Origin of the sequence: Flavobacterium resistens, from assembly GCF_900182645.1 — a bacterium.
Taxonomy (GTDB): Bacteria; Bacteroidota; Bacteroidia; order Flavobacteriales; family Flavobacteriaceae; genus Flavobacterium; species Flavobacterium resistens.
Genome location: NZ_FXTA01000003.1, coordinates 546,858 through 562,851, shown reverse-complemented (window position 1 = coordinate 562,851; position 15,994 = coordinate 546,858). Strand labels below are relative to the sequence as shown.

The window sequence follows — 15,994 nt, the reverse complement described above, 5'->3', positions numbered from 1 at the left end:
TATGGAAACAAATTGTAATAATGACCGAGGAAAATTTGAGTTTCAAAAAATTTTCAGCAAAAAATCTGTTCAATTCAGATCTTTATATGTACATGCATTTATTTACACGATTGGATTGACGATCTATATTTTAAAAGAATTTTACGGAGTTTCACTGAATTTCTTTCCTGTACAATATTTAAACAGTGTTGTAATGGTAATTTGGACAAGTGTATTTTTAGTATCTGTAATCGATTTGTTTGCTTCATATAAGATTTTTGATGAAGAATGGGAAGAGCGAAAAATGAAAAGCCTTTTAGATAATAAAAAAGTTAAAAAACAAAAATGGGAATAATCATGGAAGTAAATTTTAATGACGAGGATAAATATTACCTGGCAAAAAAGAAAGTTGAAAATATAAAAGGTTTTTATGGAAACTTAACGGCCTTTATTTTAGTAAACATAGTTTTGATTGTTATAAATTTAATGACTTCACCAAATCATCTTTGGTTTTATTGGCCATTAATGTGGTGGGGCGTTGGAGTTCTTTTTCACGGATTAAAGGTTTTTGAAGTATTTCCGGTTCTTGGAAAAGACTGGGAAGAAAAAAAGATAAAAGAACTGATGGAAAAGGAAAAAGAGAACAAAAAGAAATGGCAATAATCATTAAAAGATAAAAAAATGGGACGTTTAAGAAGACGCATGTACGAAGAATACAGAAATGAATTTTCGAGTGATGAACGCTTTAATATTGCATACAGAAAAGTGAGAAGAATAAAAGGTTTTTACTCGCACTTAAAAGTATATCTAATCGTGAATGCAATTATTATCATTTCGAGTTTGAACAGAGAGTTTATTGGAAGTCATTTTAATGATAGTGGCTTATTTGAATGGCATACTTATTCTACAGCTTTTTACTGGGGAATTGCATTAGTAATGCATGCTGTATCAGTTTTTGGACGAGACATATTCTTTAGTGATGACTGGGAGGAAAGAAAGATTCAGGAATATATGAATCAGGAGTCTACGAAAGCAAATAAATGGCAATAATTTAAAAGGCATATAAAATGAGACGTTTTGGAAGAAACATTTTTGAAGAATATGGCGAAGAATATAGTAAAGATGAAAACTTTAATATCGCTTACAGAAAAGTCAAAAGAATAAAAGGCTTTTACTCGCATTTACGAGTTTATATTATTGTAAATGCCATAATTATAATAACAAATTTAAACCGTGATGTATTTGGAAAAGATATAATTTACAACGGCTTATCAGACTGGCATACTTATTCTACTGCTTTTTATTGGGGAATCGCATTAGTAATTCATGCTTTTTCTGTTTTTGGACCAGATGTCTTTTTTGGTAGCGAATGGGAAAAGAAAAAAATTCAGAAGTATATGGATAAAGAAGCTCAAAATACCAATAAATGGGAGTAATTTTACAAAAACTATAACCAAAACCAAATTTTTAATTTTTTCAATTTAATAAATGACCACATTAATTATAGAAGACGAAAAACCGGCTGCAAGATTATTACAGCGAAAATTAGAAAAATTAAATATTGCTGTAGAAACCATGCTGCATTCTGTTGAAGAATCTGTTGATTGGTTTGCCAATAATCAGCATCCTGATTTAATATTTTTGGATATTCAGCTTTCTGATGGTTTGTCGTTTGAAATTTTTGAAAAAATAGATATCAAAAGCGCTATAATTTTTACAACGGCTTATGATGAATATGCATTAAAAGCCTTTAAATTGAATAGCATCGATTATCTTTTAAAACCAATTGATGAAGATGATCTGGAAGTTGCAGTGACGAAATTCAAAACCCGACTTCCTAAACCGGAATCAGAAAGCAGTAATTTACAGCTTGATTTTGAACAAATACGAAAAATGCTGTCAAATCCTTTTGAGAAAACATTCAAAAAACGTTTTACAGTTAAAATCGGACAGCATTTAAAAGTAATTACTACAGATGAAATCGAATGTTTTTTCAGTGAAAATAAAGGAACTTACATTCACACTTTCGACAATCGAAATTATCTGATCGATTCAACTCTGGAAATTCTGGAACAGGAATTAGATATGAAGGATTTCTTTCGCGTAAGCAGAAAATTTATTGTTCCGCTTCAGGCAATAAAAGAAATTCAGGTTTACACCAATTCCCGACTTAAAGTTATTTTGCCATCTTATAAAGAAGATGAGGTAATTGTAAGCCGAGAAAAAGTACAGGATTTTAAGGCTTGGTTGGGATAAAATTACTTCCCTCATTTTAAGATCTAATTTTTTTTCAAAACTATCTAAATAAAGAGCCAGCGGCTCGATTCATTTTGTAGGGCTCTCCCGATAGCTATCGGGATCAATCCGGTTGGAAAAGATTGGAAACATTATAGGCTTATATACATAAAAAAAAATCCTTCATTTTGAAGGATTTTTTTTATGTCTTAAATTTTAAATTATTTACTCAATCTATGCAAAGTATACGTCATCGCACTCAAAAGAAAAAATGCCATAATTTGGTGAATTAATCCTAAAGCCAACGGAACGCTATACAATAAAGTGAAAACACCAAGTAAAAATTGAATGAAAACAAATGCTACAAGAGTTTTGATTCCGTTTGCCTGAGTAGACGTAAGTGTGTATTTTTTGCTTTTGAAGAAAAGAAAAAGAATAATTGCCACAACTACATAAGCGAAAGTTCGGTGTACAAACTGAACGCCGCTTTTCCCTTCAATTAAATTCTTAATCAAAGATGATTGCTCAATAAAAACCGATTCATGAATAAATTCGCCATCACTCATTAAAGGCCAATGATTGTGAATTAATCCAGCATTTAGTCCCGCTACAAATCCGCCATAAATAATTTGGATTAATAAAGCAGCTAAAGCATAACGTGCAATATTTCGAAGCGGTAAAATTTTATTGATATTTCTTTCAGGATAAATTAAATCCAGCGCTACCCAAAGTGTGTAAGCGAAAGTGATAAAGGCAAAAGTCAGGTGTAAAGAAAGTCTAAAGTGACTTACATCCGGGTTGTCAATTAATCCGCTTCGAACCATGAACCATCCTAAGAATCCTTGAAAAGCGCCCATTCCTAAAAGCACAACACATTTTTTGATTGTATCTGTATCTAATTTCTTTTTAGCTAAAAAGTAAACAAAAGGCACAAAGAAAACCAAACCAATAATACGTCCGATGAAACGGTGAAACCATTCCCAGAAATAAATAAATTTATAATCGGCTAATTGAAAATCGTTGTGAATATTGATTTTTTGGTATTCTGGAAACTTCTTGTATTCATCAAAAGCAGCTTGCCATTTTGCCTCTGTTAAAGGCGGGAAAGTGTCGGTTACTAAATGCCAGTCGGTCATTGATAAACCTGAATTGGTTAAACGCGTAATTCCGCCCACGACAACCATTAAAAATAATAAAGCACAACCTGATAGTAACCAAATGATTACTGATTTATTCTCTTTTTTCATTTTATTAAAATACTTATTTCTCTATTTTTTTTAAGCCTAACTTTTCAGCTCTCTTAATTACAAAATCATAAGCCGCTTGATATTCATTCGGAATATCACCTTCTAAAATGGCTTCTTTTACAGCTTCTTTTAAAATTCCGATTTCGCGGGAAGGCTTTAAATCAAACATTTCCATAATTTCTTCGCCGGAAATTGGTGGTTGGAAATTACGAACATGATCGCGTTCTTCAACTTCAACAATTTTCTTGCGGACAAGCTCAAAGTTTTTATGGTATTTTTTGAATTTCGCAGGATTTTTGGTCGTGATATCGGCTTCACATAAAATCATTAAATTTTCTACATCTTCGCCAGCGTCAAAAACCAAACGACGAACCGCACTGTCAGTCACAATATCTTGTGCCAAAACAATTGGACGCGAACTCATGATGACCATTTTTTGCACAAATTTCATTTTGTGGTTCAAAGGCATATGCAAACGTTCGAAGATTTTCTTTGCCATTTTTCCACCGAGAAATTCATGTCCGTGAAAAGTCCATCCTTGTTTTTTATTGAAACGTTTTGTCGGCGCTTTTCCAATATCATGAAGTAATGCAGACCAACGTAACCAGACATCATCAGTATTTGGACAAATATTATCGACAACTTCTAAAGTGTGATAAAAATTGTTTTTATGCGTATGACCTTCAATTTCTTCGACCTGATTCAACGCAGTTAATTCAGGTAAAATTAAATCTAAAAGTCCTGTTTTATATAAAAGTAAAAATCCTATTGACGGTTTATCTGTAGAAAGAATTTTATTCAATTCATCTACAATTCTTTCGCCGGTTATAATTTTGATGCGTTCTGCATTTTTTGTAATTGCATTTAAGGAATTCTCCTCAATTTCAAAATTCAACTGATTTGCAAAACGAATCGCACGAAGCATTCGCAAAGGATCATCAGAATAGGTAATATCCGGATCCAAAGGCGTTTTGATTGTTTTGGTTTCTAAATCGGCTAAACCATCAAAAGGATCTAAAAGATCTCCGAAATTATTTTCATTTAAAGATAAAGCCAACGCATTTATAGTGAAATCACGACGGTTTTGATCGTCCTGAAGTGTTCCGTTTTCTACAATCGGGTTTCGGCTGTCGCGGTTATAGGATTCTTTTCGGGCGCCTACGAATTCAATATCAGTATCTTCAAAACGAAGCATTGCGGTTCCGTAAGTTTTAAAAACCTGAACTTTTGGTTTGTTTGGAAGTAAATCAGAAACTTTTAAAGCTAATTCGATTCCACTTCCAACTGCAACAACGTCAATGTCTTTTTTAGAACCTCGATTTAAAAGCAAATCACGAACAAATCCTCCTATTACATAAGAGTCTACGTTTAATTCCTGAGAAGCTTTCGAAATGATATCGAAGATTTTGTTTTGTAAAGCAGATTTATAATTCATTTTTATTTTTGCCACTCCCGATAGCTATCGGGATCACTAATTTTTGAGTAAAAATGCAATTTGAATTTCAGATGAAATAAAATGCATGCAAATTTACAACATAGAAAATGCCTATTATAATCTGCAGCCAACTTTTTTGAAGAAATTAATAGTTTTTGATATTGATTTTTGTGAAAAGACAAAAGGTTTACCACGAATTATACTAATTACCCGAATTTATTTTTTTCTGCCACAGATTACAAGATTAAAAGGATTAAAAAATCTGCGTTAATCTTGTAATCTGTGGCAAAAAAATCTTCAATCTGAGTCAAACATTAATTATTGAAAATTCGTGATCCCGATAGCTATCGGGAGTGGCGGAAAAAAAATACAACAATAGAACAAATCAATTGAGATAATCTGTTTTTAAAAATTCAATTTGTATTTTTGAAACATAGAAAAACATACAAATGAAAATTGTTATATCGCCAGCGAAATCACTGAATTTCGAAAAAGAATTACCAACATCTCAATATACTGAGCCTTCTTTTTTAAAAGAAGCGAGAATAGTTCACAAAGTGGTTAAACAAAAAAAGCCAGCTGAATTATCAGAATTAATGTCAATTTCAGACAAACTAGCCGATTTAAACTGGAAAAGAAATCAGGAGTGGAAAACGCCTTTCACGCCCGAAAATGCGCGCCCGGCGGTTTATACTTTTGACGGTGATGTTTATACAGGATTAGATGCTTATACAATTCCGTTAGAAAAATTAAATGTTTTGCAGGATAAATTAAGAATCTTGTCAGGACTTTACGGACTTTTAAAACCACTTGATTTAATGCAGGCATACCGTTTAGAAATGGGAACTAAAATGCCAGTTGCCGAATCTAAAAACTTGCACGATTTCTGGAAGCCAACAGTTACTAAAGCGTTGAATAAAGAATTGAAAAAAGGCGAATTATTCGTGAATTTAGCAAGTAATGAATATTTTTCTGCTGTTGATGTAAAAGCGTTGAAAGTTCCTGTAATTACTCCAGATTTTAAAGATTATAAAGACGGAAAATTAAAAATGATCAGTTTTTTTGCAAAAAAGGCGAGAGGTATGATGGTTCGTTATATCATCGACACAAATGCCGAAACAATTGATGACTTAAAAGGTTTTAATTACGAAGGATATCAGTTTGATGCAAATCTTTCAAAAGGAAATCATTTGGTTTTTACAAGATGATTTTTTAAGATGCTAAGGTTCTAAGTTGCTATCCCGATAGCTATCAGGACTAAGTTTTTTAACCGCAAAGGCACAATGATTTACGCAAGGTTCGCAAAGTTTTTACATAAAGATTTGCGAACCTTGCGTTTTTTTAGACTCTTTTGGAATAAATTCTTTGCGTACTTTGCGGTTAAACAAAAAAATAAACGCCGAATTCTAAATGATGAATTCGGCGTTTCTGCGTATTATAAAATTATTATTATTAATGCATTGCGTCGGCTGCACTAATTTTGTTCTTTCCTTTTTTGATAAAAAGGATGATTGGGATACAGCATAAGAACATAATTCCTAAATACATGAAAATATCCATGTAAGACATTACGGTACTTTGCTTCATGATCGAATAATCTATTGCCTGATAGGCTTTTTTGAGTGCCACATCGGCGCTATAGCCTTTCGCCATAAAAGCATGCTGCATTCCTGAAATACGTTGTTGAACATCGAATTTTGCAGGATCCAAATTATTAATCAGATTTACTCTGTGTTCCTGACTAAAACGTGTTATAAAAGTGGTAATAATTGCAATACCAAAAGAACCTCCTAATTGTCTCATCATTCCGGTGAAAGCTGCTCCTTCACCAATATGTTTTCCTTTTAAAGTTGAAAGTGAAAGTGTTGTAATAGGTACAAAAAGTAATCCTAAACCAATTCCTCTTAAAATCAACGGCCAGTACATATGTTCTACACCTGTGTCTGGCGTCATTCGTGTCTGCATCATAAAGGTGAAGAAGAAGAAAATTAAAAATCCTACTCCAACCATATAACCTTGTGGAACACCTTTCTGAATCATATTACCCACAAATGGCATCATAATCGCAGTCGTAATCGATCCTGGGATTAATAATAAACCTGCATCAGTTGCGGTCCATCCTAAAATGGATTGCGTGTAAATTGGGATAATCAAAGTTGATCCATATAAACCGAAACCTAGAATGAAACACAAAACGGTCCCAATTCTTAAATTTCCATCTTTTAAAACACTTAAATTTACAATTGGATGTTTGTAGGTAAGCTCTCTCCAAATGAACAATACCAATCCTAGAACGGTTACAACACTTAATGTTACAATTAGTGGATCATTAAACCAGTCGTCTTGTTGTCCATGTTCTAATACGAATTGCAATGAACCAATAAAAGCACTCAACAATATAATTCCCCACCAGTCAACCTGGTTTGCTTTTAGTTTTTCACCATATTTTGGACTTCTTACAAAAGTAAGTGCTAAAATTGTGGCAATAATTCCTAGTGGAATATTGATGTAAAAAATATAAGGCCAAGAATAATTATCTACTAAATATCCTCCTAATGGCGGACCTAAAGTTGGACCTACAATTACACCCATTCCATAAATTGCCTGCGCCATACCACGTTTTGCAACCGGATAACTTTCGGTAATAATTGTTTGTGCGGTTACAAGTAACGCACCTCCACCCATTCCCTGAAAGAATCTAAAGGCTACAAGTTCCCATATATTACTGGCGTTTCCGCATAAAAAGGAACAAACCGTAAATAATATGATAGAAGCCACAAAATAATTACGTCTTCCAAATTGCTGTGATAGCCAGCTCGTCATCGGAATTACAATAACATTTGCAATTGCGTATGCTGTAATTACCCACGCGACATCAGTCAGGGTAGCACCAAGGCTTCCTCGCATGTCTGTCAGCGCTACGTTTACAATCGTTGTATCTACAATTTCCAACAGTGCACAAAGTACTGCCGTAATCGTAATGATTACACGTCTGTAGCCGTATTCTACTAAATCGTCTTCTGCTTGTACTGCTGTTGCCATTTATTTTATTTCAAATGTACGTCTACATCAACATTCATTCCTGGGCGTAATAATTTTACTTTTTCAGGATCGTTTGAAGGATCTAAACTAATTTTTACTGGTAATCTCTGAATTGTTTTTACGAAGTTTCCTGTTGCATTGTCAGGAGGCAATAAAGAGAAACGAGATCCTGTAGCAGGAGAAAAAGAAGTTACAATTCCTTTAAACTCATAATTAGGATAAGCATCTACTTTTAAACTTACTTTTTGTCCCACAACCATTTTGTTTAATTGCGTTTCTTTAAAGTTAGCTACAACCCAAGCTTCGTTATTATTGATGATATAAAATAAAGATTGTCCTGGCTGAACCAATTGTCCTGGCTGAATGTCAACTTTAGAAACCTGACCATCAATTGCTGCAGTTACAACAGTGTAAGTAAGATTCAATTTAGCAACATCAAGCATTGTTTGTGCTTTTTTGATATTTGCAGCTGCAACTTCTGTTTGTTTGTCAGAAACTTTAGATTTTGACTGAATAACAGATTTTTGGTAAGAAGTTGCTTTTTGTTGTTGTTCTAAAACGCGTACTTGATTTTCAGCTTCTTCTTTTGCTGTTAAAGCCTGCTCATATTGCTGTTTTGTAATGGTATGCGTTTTGTATAAATTGTTATAACGGTTATAATCGTTTGTAAGCTGTCTCAATCTGATTTTAGCACTTTCGATAGAACCACTTGCAGATTTCATTTGAGCATCAGAGACATTAATGCTTGCGTAAGCACTTCCAATATCAGCTTTAGCAGCTTCAAATTGACCTTCAGCGCCTAATAATGCAGCATTTGCCTCATCAATCTTTAATTGATAATCTCTCTTGTCGATAGTAAATAAGGTATCTCCTTTTTTTACAAAATCATTATCTTTAACATAAACTTTGCTGATATATCCTGATACTCTAGGAATAATCGGATTCATTTTTTTCTCGATTTGAGCATCATCCGTTTCTTCGTGTGCCTGAGAGTGTAAGTATTTTGATATTCCGTAACTACCGCCTCCTAAAATCAGAACTGCAAGTATGATGATGAATTTTTTATTTGTCTTTTTCTTTTCCATGAGAGCTATCGATTATATTTTAGAAAGATTGAATGATTGTGATAATTGTCCTGAGACTGAAAGTAATTCGTAATATTTTTGAATAATAGTTGCTTTAGATAAAGCAGTTTGAATTTTGGCATTTAAATGTTCTACATCGGCTTCAACCAAGTCGTTTGTGTCTGAAAGTCCGTTGTCAAACTTGTCTTTTACCAATCTGTAGTTTTCCGCTGCCTGCTGAAGCGCTTCTTCATAAACCACACTTTGGTTGATTGCCAAATCATAATCTTCAATAGATTTTTGAACTTCAACTTTAATGCGGTCCGTCATGATAGCTTCAGTATTTTTTACTTCCAAAGCCCTGCTTTCTGCCTCTTTTACATGAACATTATTTTTCAAAATTCCAGACAAGTCATACGATAAACCAATCCCGAAGTTCATGGCATATTTTACCGTAATAATGTCTTTAAGGTCAAATGCTGTATAACCTCCAAGTAATGAAAGTGAAGGATAATATCCAGCTTTTGCTATTTTAACATTAGCTTCTGAAGCTTTTCCTTGTAATCTAATTGCTTCCAAATCTTTTCTGCTTTCTAGCGCAACAGCGTCAGATGTTATTGAGTTGGTTGTTTTCAGATTAAAGAAATCCTGTTCATTCACCTCAATTTTTACAGAAGGATCTAATTTTAATAAAGTAGTAAGGTAAAAGTTGATATTATTGATGTTGTTATTTGCTTCATCAATAGATAATTGAGTTTTCGAAACCAATAATTGAGCTTTCAATAAATCGTTTCTAGGAATAATTCCGTTTTTCTCCAATTCTATAAAGTCAGTAACACGTTGTTTAGCACTTTTTTGATTCTCGTTTAAAACATCTAAAGTTTTTTGAGCTTTGTATAATGCAGTATAATAAGTGATTACTTTTAAAGCAACATCTTCTTTTGTTTTTGCAGCATTTGCACTTTCAGCTTCATATAAGTTGTCGTATGCATCAATGCTGTTTTGAATTTTAAAACCTGCAAAAATTGGAAGACTTAAATTTGCCATTCCCAACATAGCTCTGTCAGGAGATGCTAAAGTTGCCGGATCGCTCCCGTCATTATGCATATCAATCGAAGCTTTTGTAAGTCGCTGATATTGACCAGAAACCTTAATGTCTGGGTATTGATTATTTTTTACGGTTTTTAGCTCGTATTTTTTTGTGTTTACCTTAGTGTTGGCAAGCGTAACTTCGTTACTTTTTTCCCAAGCCATTTTAACGGCTTCGTCTAAGGTTAAACTTGTTTTTTCTTGTGCTTCAATTGAAGATATTCCGATGAAGAAAACTCCAAAGAGCATTAATTGACTAATTTTCATAAACAAGTAGCGCTTTTATAGTTTGTTGAATGTGCTTTGTAAGATTGTTTTTAATGTAATTGTTAAACATTTCCTCGGTTTTTAAATCCAATAATTCTTCGAAGAAAGAACGATTCATATGAAAGTGGAAAAAGGTTCCAATAATCGTTGGCGTAATAAGCGGAATATTTAAATCTTTTCTAAAAACGCCCTGATCTTGTCCCTGTTTAATAATACTTTCAACAGATTTTAAATTTCCTTTTTTAAGTTCTGTAAAAGCATTCAGGCTTTTTTCTCTTTTTTTATTGTTTAATTCAAAATGTAAAACCCTGTAAATGCCTTTGTTAAGGCAAATTCTGTTAATGTAAATTTCGATTAATTTATTGACTTTGTCAAGCGGTTCAATGTTTTCCTGCAATAAATTTTCGAGTTGTAATTTTAAATCGGTGGTTTTATGAAGAATTAAAGCTTCCAGAAGCCGTTCTTTTGACCCAAAATAATAGGACACCATGGCAATGTTGATTTTTGCCTCTTTTGAGATATCCCGTATGGATGTCCCCTCAAATCCTTTCTCAGAAAAAAGACTTTCTGCTACTTCAAGAATCTGAATTTTTTTATCGTTTAATTCGATGTTTGACATGGTATTGTTTCTAATTGAGTACAAAATTAAACAGTTGTTTAATTTAAACGCTTGTTTAATTTTATTTTAACATAATATTAACATAAAACGGTTTCGTTTTTTTGAATAAAAAAAGCTGAAACACCAAGTATTTCAGCTTTTTTCGCAATCTTGTCATTTCGACAAAGGAGAAATCACACTCGTAATTCAACAAAGATTGGCGACTTTGTTTGCAGAATTTCTAGTGTGATTTCTCCTTCGTCGAAATGACAAATAAAACTTTTTATTGGAGATATTTATCGAATCTCACCAACAAACTCAGCAATTTTTCCACTTCCACTTTCACTCAAATGCTTGATAAAAGCACTTCCAATAATAGCGCCTTTTGCATATTTTGTTGCCTGATTGAAAGTTTCTTTATTCGAAATTCCGAAACCTACGATTTGAGGATTTTTTAAATTCATATTTCCAATTCTTTCGAAATAATCTTCCTGAACATTTCCGAAACCACTTTGAGAACCCGTAACACTTGCAGAACTTACCATGTAAATAAATCCGTTTGAAACGCTGTCAATAAAACGAATTCTTTCATCAGAAGTTTGAGGCGTAATCAAAAACACATTTATTAAACCATATTTTTCGAAAATAGCTTTGTATTCATCAGCGTAAACATCAACCGGAAGATCTGGAATAATCAATCCGTCAATCCCAATTTCAGCACATTTCTGGCAAAAAGCTTCAACTCCGTATTGTAGCATCGGATTAAAATATCCCATAATAATCAACGGAATTTTTACGCTTTCGCGGATGTTTTTCAGCTGGTCAAAAAGAATTTGAGTCGTCATTCCGTTATGAAGTGCCTGCGTCGAACTCGCCTGAATTGTTGGTCCGTCTGCCAAAGGATCACTAAAAGGAAGTCCGATTTCAATTAAATCCACTCCGTTTTTTTCTAGATCTTGTATAATTTGAACGGTATCATTTAAACTTGGATATCCTGCAGAAAAATAAATTGATAATATCTTTTTATCTTCTTGTAATTTTTGAGTTATTCTGTTCATCGTTTTATTTTTTATCCTAACAAGTTTTCAAAACTTGCTGGGTATTTGTTTTTTATTTTAACTAATGATAATCTTGTTTGTCCAAGTATCATTTTTGTTTTCAACCAATAATAATCCGGAATCTGAATCATTCATCTGACCAATTAATTCTCCTTTATTGTTCCAAAATGCGCTTTGTCCTGCCGATGGCGATCCCCAGGATTCTCCGCTGAAATTGGACATCAAAACATTCATTTTATGTTTCTCAGCATAATTTTGCAAGTCTCTATACGCATTCGGAATTCCGTTTGGCGAAAAGAAAATGCTGGCAATATAAATATCTGATTCTCTGTTTTTGGCATTTTCCGGATGTTTCGGATTGTCAATATCCGCGCAAATCGCGAATGATATTTTCTGATTTTCAATCGTAATTATTGGATTATAATTGAAAGACGATTGGAAAAATTCATCTTCACCTTCATGTAAAAACTGCTTCGTATAAATTGAAACCGAATTATCCGGAGAAATTACAAATTCCCCAATAAACATTTCATTTTCAACTTGAATAGGCGCTCCGGCAATAATTATAATATTATTTTTGACAGCCAATTCTTTTAAATGGTCAATTCTGTAATCGTCTTTTGTAAAAGCTAGCGGTGCCGCATTTTCTCTTTCGTAACCCGTAATTGACAATTCCGGAAAAGCAATCAAATTGGCGCCATTTTGAGCAGCCAATTCGATAAGCTGATAATGATTCAATAAATTGGCAGATATATCTCCGCGTTTTGGTTTGGTTTGTGCCGCAGCTAAAATCATTTTTCTGATATTAATTTTCCATGTAAATCCAAGCCACAGTTCCAGATTTTAGCGTTACCTGAACTCTTTTGTAGGCGTTAGATTCAAATAAATCAACTTTGGCTAAATCTGCTAAAGTAACATTGAAAACCATACCGTGTATAATTTCAGAAGGATTTTCGCTTGCTACTGCCACAACATAATCAGCCATTCCAAATTCTTCTTCAATTTGAAGGCTTTTTAATTTGTAACCCAGTAATTGATCTGCAGTGCCTGTTAATACTTTATTGAAAACCTGCATTTGAATCTGTTTTGATCGTAAAGTTCCGTATGAGAATAACTGTTCCATAATTATTATTTTTCTCGTTATTTGTATGCGTTAGGGATGGGAGCGGCATCCTTTTTATTTTTTCTTTAAAAATGAAAAGATATAGCGGACAGCCCGACCGTAGGGAACGCCCAAATTACGATTTTTATTACAATTTAAAATAGTCAATATAATTATCTAAATCTTTATCACCGCGGCCTGAAAGGCTGATTACCACAACATCTGTTGGTTTGAATTTCTTTTGATCCAAAACTGCAAAAGCGTGTGCACTTTCAATAGCGGGAATGATTCCTTCTAATTTTGTCAGTTGTAAACCGGCATTCATTGCATCATCATCGGTAACAGAGAAAAATTCGCCTCTTCCTGTTTGTGCCAAATGCGCGTGCAAAGGTCCAACTCCCGGATAATCTAATCCAGCAGAAATAGAATACGGTTCTGTAATTTGTCCGTCTGGAGTTTGCATTAATAAGGTTTTACAACCGTGAATAACACCTACTTTTCCTAGTTTGCTTGTTGCTGCACTATGTCCGCTGTCAACGCCTTTTCCGGCTGCTTCAACAGCAATAATTCCAACTTCCGGCTCATGCAAAAAGTGATAATATGTTCCAGCAGCATTACTTCCTCCGCCAATGCAGGCTACAACATAATCCGGATTTTCACGTCCTTCTTTTTCTTTTAACTGCCATTTGATTTCTTCAGAAATAATACTTTGAAAACGTGTTACCATATCTGGATAAGGATGTGGTCCAATTGCCGATCCGATAATATAATGTGTATCAACCGGATTATTGATCCAGTCTCGAATAGCTTCGTTTGTAGCATCTTTTAAGGTTCTTGAACCCGAAAGCGCCGGACGAACTTCTGCGCCCAACATTTTCATACGAGCCACGTTTGGTGCCTGACGCGCAATGTCAATTTCGCCCATATAAACGATACATTCAATTCCCATTAAAGCGCAAACTGTTGCCGTTGCAACACCATGCTGACCTGCTCCGGTTTCGGCAATGATTCTTTTTTTGCCTAAACGTTTCGCCAGCAAAATCTGTCCGATTGTATTGTTTACTTTGTGTGCTCCGGTATGGTTTAAGTCTTCTCTTTTCAGATAAACTTTGGTATTGTATTTTTCAGACAAACGTTTTGCAAAATACAGCGGACTAGGGCGTCCTACATAATCTTTTAATAACTGGTTGAACTCTGCCTTAAAATCAGGTTCATCCATTATGCTTAAATATTTCTGGCGTAATTCTTCTACATTTGGATATAGCATTTCAGGAATGTAAGCTCCTCCAAATTCTCCGTAATATCCTTTTTCGTTGACGTTAAAACTCATTTTGTTTAAATTTTAAAAGTTGGCAACATCAAATTTTCGTTTGAAATTGCTTAATAGATTTTTATTTTTTAGCCCAGGTTCGATTTCAAATTTGCTATTTACATCGACAGCATAAATAGGTAGTTTGGTTTTTGAAATTTCTTCAATGGCTTTTAATTCGTTCATTCCGATTCCACCGCTTAAAAAAAACGGTTTTTTCGAATTGTATTTTTTTAATATGCTCCAGTCGAAAGTTGTTCCGTTTCCGCCTGGGAGTTTTCCTTTTGTGTCAAATAAAAAATAATCGCAGACATTTTCAAAAGGTTTAATGATTTCAAAATCAAAATTTTCGTCAGCCGAAAATACTTTAATAATTTCGATTTTCTTTGGAAGTTTTTCTTTTAATTCTGAACAAAATTCAACTGATTCTTCTCCGTGTAACTGAACGGCTTGTAAATTGAATTTTTCTACTTTTTCCAGAATTTCTTCCTGATTTTGGTTGACAAAAACACCCACTTTTTTGATTGTTTTTATCAATTCAGGAACATTCCCGTTGCAATATCTAGCGGATTTTTCCCAGAAAATAAATCCCATATAATCGGGTAGGAGCGTGCCTACCTCGAGGATATTTTCTGGATATTTCATGCCGCATATTTTGAGTTTCATTTTTTGATGCTTTTTTCTGCTTTAAGCTTTAAGCTTTTTAGCATAATGTTGATTTTTTACTTTTTTCAGCTTATAGCCTAAAGCTTATTGCTTATAGCTGACTAATAAAGTCAACAGCGGCTTGGCCAGCATTATCGGTTTTCATGAAGTTTTCTCCAATTAAGAAACCTTTGTATCCGTAAGGTTTCAATTCCTGAATGGCTTCGATGGATGAAATCCCGCTTTCCGAAACTTTTACAAAATCATTTGGAATTTGCGATGCTAGTTCTTTGCTGAAATCCAGACTTACTTCAAAAGTCTTTAAATTTCTGTTGTTAACGCCAATCATGTCTAAAGTCGGCATAATTGATTTTTCTAATTCTTCCTGATTGTGTACTTCCAAAAGAACTTCTAAACCTAAACTTTTTGCAAATTCAGATAATGATTTGATTTCGTCGCGTGTTAAAACTGCTGCGATCAATAAAATCAAATCGGCTCCGTGCGCTTTTGCTTCTAAAATCTGATATTCATCTACAATAAATTCTTTTCGCAAAAGCGGAATATTTACAGAAGCTCTTGCTAAAAGTAAATCGTCCAAAGATCCGCCAAAATATTTTCCGTCGGTTAAAACAGAAATTCCGCAAGCACCAGCATTTTCGTATCCTTTTACAACTTCTTCAACTGTAAAATTATTGTTGATAATTGATTTTGAAGGAGATCGGCGTTTGTGTTCTGCAATAATTCCGGAATTGCTTTCTTTCAATTTCTGACTAAGAGAAATCGTCTGTTTTCCAAAAAATACCGAAGTTTCCAATTGAGAAACCGGAATGATTGATTTCTTCAGAATTACTTCTCGTTTTTTGTCTAATATTATTTTATCTAAAATATTCATTGTCTTGATTTGTTTCAAGTTTCAAGTTTTTT

General features: G+C 33.7%; 18 protein-coding genes. 6 read left to right on the top strand and 12 right to left on the bottom strand.

Features of this window, described 5'->3' with window-relative positions:
• Position 1: 1 nt before the first annotated feature.
• The 5 genes from FN795_RS13775 to FN795_RS13755 are packed head-to-tail and all read left to right on the top strand — an operon-like array spanning position 2 to position 2,235.
• Positions 2-334, top strand: a complete 333-nt coding sequence (locus tag FN795_RS13775; protein WP_142451131.1) for a 2TM domain-containing protein — start codon at positions 2-4, stop codon at positions 332-334.
• 2 nt (positions 335-336) lie between these two features.
• A complete protein-coding gene (locus tag FN795_RS13770; RefSeq protein ID WP_244289981.1) occupies positions 337-642 on the top strand; it encodes a 2TM domain-containing protein in 306 nt (101 codons plus the stop codon).
• A gap of 18 nt (positions 643-660) precedes the next feature.
• Positions 661-1,029 (top strand): 2TM domain-containing protein, encoded by a 369-nt coding sequence (locus FN795_RS13765; RefSeq protein ID WP_142451129.1) that lies wholly within the window; start codon positions 661-663, stop codon positions 1,027-1,029.
• Between the two features lie 17 nt (positions 1,030-1,046).
• On the top strand, positions 1,047-1,415 hold the full coding sequence (locus FN795_RS13760) for a 2TM domain-containing protein (RefSeq protein ID WP_142451128.1): 369 nt from the start codon (positions 1,047-1,049) through the stop codon (positions 1,413-1,415).
• 52 nt (positions 1,416-1,467) lie between these two features.
• On the top strand, positions 1,468-2,235 hold the full coding sequence (locus FN795_RS13755; protein WP_035647681.1) for a LytR/AlgR family response regulator transcription factor: 768 nt from the start codon (positions 1,468-1,470) through the stop codon (positions 2,233-2,235).
• Between the two features lie 200 nt (positions 2,236-2,435).
• Here the strand turns inward: FN795_RS13755 and FN795_RS13750 are convergent, their stop codons facing one another.
• Together FN795_RS13750 and FN795_RS13745 are read right to left on the bottom strand one after the other, a co-directional pair.
• Positions 2,436-3,461 (bottom strand): COX15/CtaA family protein, encoded by a 1,026-nt coding sequence (locus tag FN795_RS13750; RefSeq protein ID WP_142451127.1) that lies wholly within the window; start codon positions 3,459-3,461, stop codon positions 2,436-2,438.
• A gap of 13 nt (positions 3,462-3,474) precedes the next feature.
• Positions 3,475-4,896 carry a CCA tRNA nucleotidyltransferase gene (locus FN795_RS13745; RefSeq protein WP_142451126.1) on the bottom strand — a complete coding sequence of 474 codons (1,422 nt, stop codon included), beginning with the start codon at positions 4,894-4,896 and terminating at the stop codon, positions 3,475-3,477.
• Positions 4,897-5,345: 449 nt separating this feature from the next.
• Here FN795_RS13745 and yaaA point away from each other — a divergent pair, with 449 nt between their 5' ends.
• The gene (gene yaaA / locus FN795_RS13740) at positions 5,346-6,104 is read left to right on the top strand and encodes a peroxide stress protein YaaA (protein WP_142451125.1); all 759 of its coding nucleotides are present in this window, start codon (positions 5,346-5,348) and stop codon (positions 6,102-6,104) included.
• A gap of 244 nt (positions 6,105-6,348) precedes the next feature.
• On the opposite strand, the gene FN795_RS13735 is transcribed toward yaaA, so the two are convergent.
• The 10 genes from FN795_RS13735 to trpC all read right to left on the bottom strand — a co-directional run bounded on the left by FN795_RS13735 (position 6,349) and on the right by trpC (position 15,962).
• A complete protein-coding gene (locus tag FN795_RS13735; RefSeq protein ID WP_142451124.1) occupies positions 6,349-7,938 on the bottom strand; it encodes a DHA2 family efflux MFS transporter permease subunit in 1,590 nt (529 codons plus the stop codon).
• Positions 7,939-7,943: 5 nt separating this feature from the next.
• Positions 7,944-9,023, bottom strand: a complete 1,080-nt coding sequence (locus FN795_RS13730) for an HlyD family secretion protein (protein WP_142451123.1) — start codon at positions 9,021-9,023, stop codon at positions 7,944-7,946.
• Between the two features lie 12 nt (positions 9,024-9,035).
• Positions 9,036-10,358: a TolC family protein gene (locus tag FN795_RS13725; RefSeq protein ID WP_142451122.1), complete on the bottom strand. Its 1,323-nt coding sequence runs from the start codon at positions 10,356-10,358 to the stop codon at positions 9,036-9,038.
• Positions 10,348-10,977: a TetR/AcrR family transcriptional regulator gene (locus FN795_RS13720; RefSeq protein WP_142451121.1), complete on the bottom strand. Its 630-nt coding sequence runs from the start codon at positions 10,975-10,977 to the stop codon at positions 10,348-10,350. The genes FN795_RS13725 and FN795_RS13720 overlap by 11 nt, the downstream gene beginning before the upstream one ends.
• 275 nt (positions 10,978-11,252) lie before the next feature.
• Positions 11,253-12,014, bottom strand: a complete 762-nt coding sequence (gene trpA, locus FN795_RS13715; protein WP_142451120.1) for a tryptophan synthase subunit alpha — start codon at positions 12,012-12,014, stop codon at positions 11,253-11,255.
• A 57-nt stretch (positions 12,015-12,071) separates the two neighbouring features.
• Positions 12,072-12,809: a carbon-nitrogen hydrolase family protein gene (locus tag FN795_RS13710; RefSeq protein WP_142451119.1), complete on the bottom strand. Its 738-nt coding sequence runs from the start codon at positions 12,807-12,809 to the stop codon at positions 12,072-12,074.
• 10 nt (positions 12,810-12,819) lie between these two features.
• On the bottom strand, positions 12,820-13,137 hold the full coding sequence (locus tag FN795_RS13705) for a gamma-glutamylcyclotransferase family protein (RefSeq protein WP_142451118.1): 318 nt from the start codon (positions 13,135-13,137) through the stop codon (positions 12,820-12,822).
• A gap of 127 nt (positions 13,138-13,264) precedes the next feature.
• On the bottom strand, positions 13,265-14,446 hold the full coding sequence (gene trpB / locus FN795_RS13700) for a tryptophan synthase subunit beta (protein ID WP_132989783.1): 1,182 nt from the start codon (positions 14,444-14,446) through the stop codon (positions 13,265-13,267).
• Positions 14,447-14,458: 12 nt separating this feature from the next.
• Positions 14,459-15,091 carry a phosphoribosylanthranilate isomerase gene (locus FN795_RS13695; protein WP_142451117.1) on the bottom strand — a complete coding sequence of 211 codons (633 nt, stop codon included), beginning with the start codon at positions 15,089-15,091 and terminating at the stop codon, positions 14,459-14,461.
• 91 nt (positions 15,092-15,182) lie between these two features.
• On the bottom strand, positions 15,183-15,962 hold the full coding sequence (trpC, locus tag FN795_RS13690; RefSeq protein WP_142451303.1) for an indole-3-glycerol phosphate synthase TrpC: 780 nt from the start codon (positions 15,960-15,962) through the stop codon (positions 15,183-15,185).
• Positions 15,963-15,994: the final 32 nt, after the last annotated feature.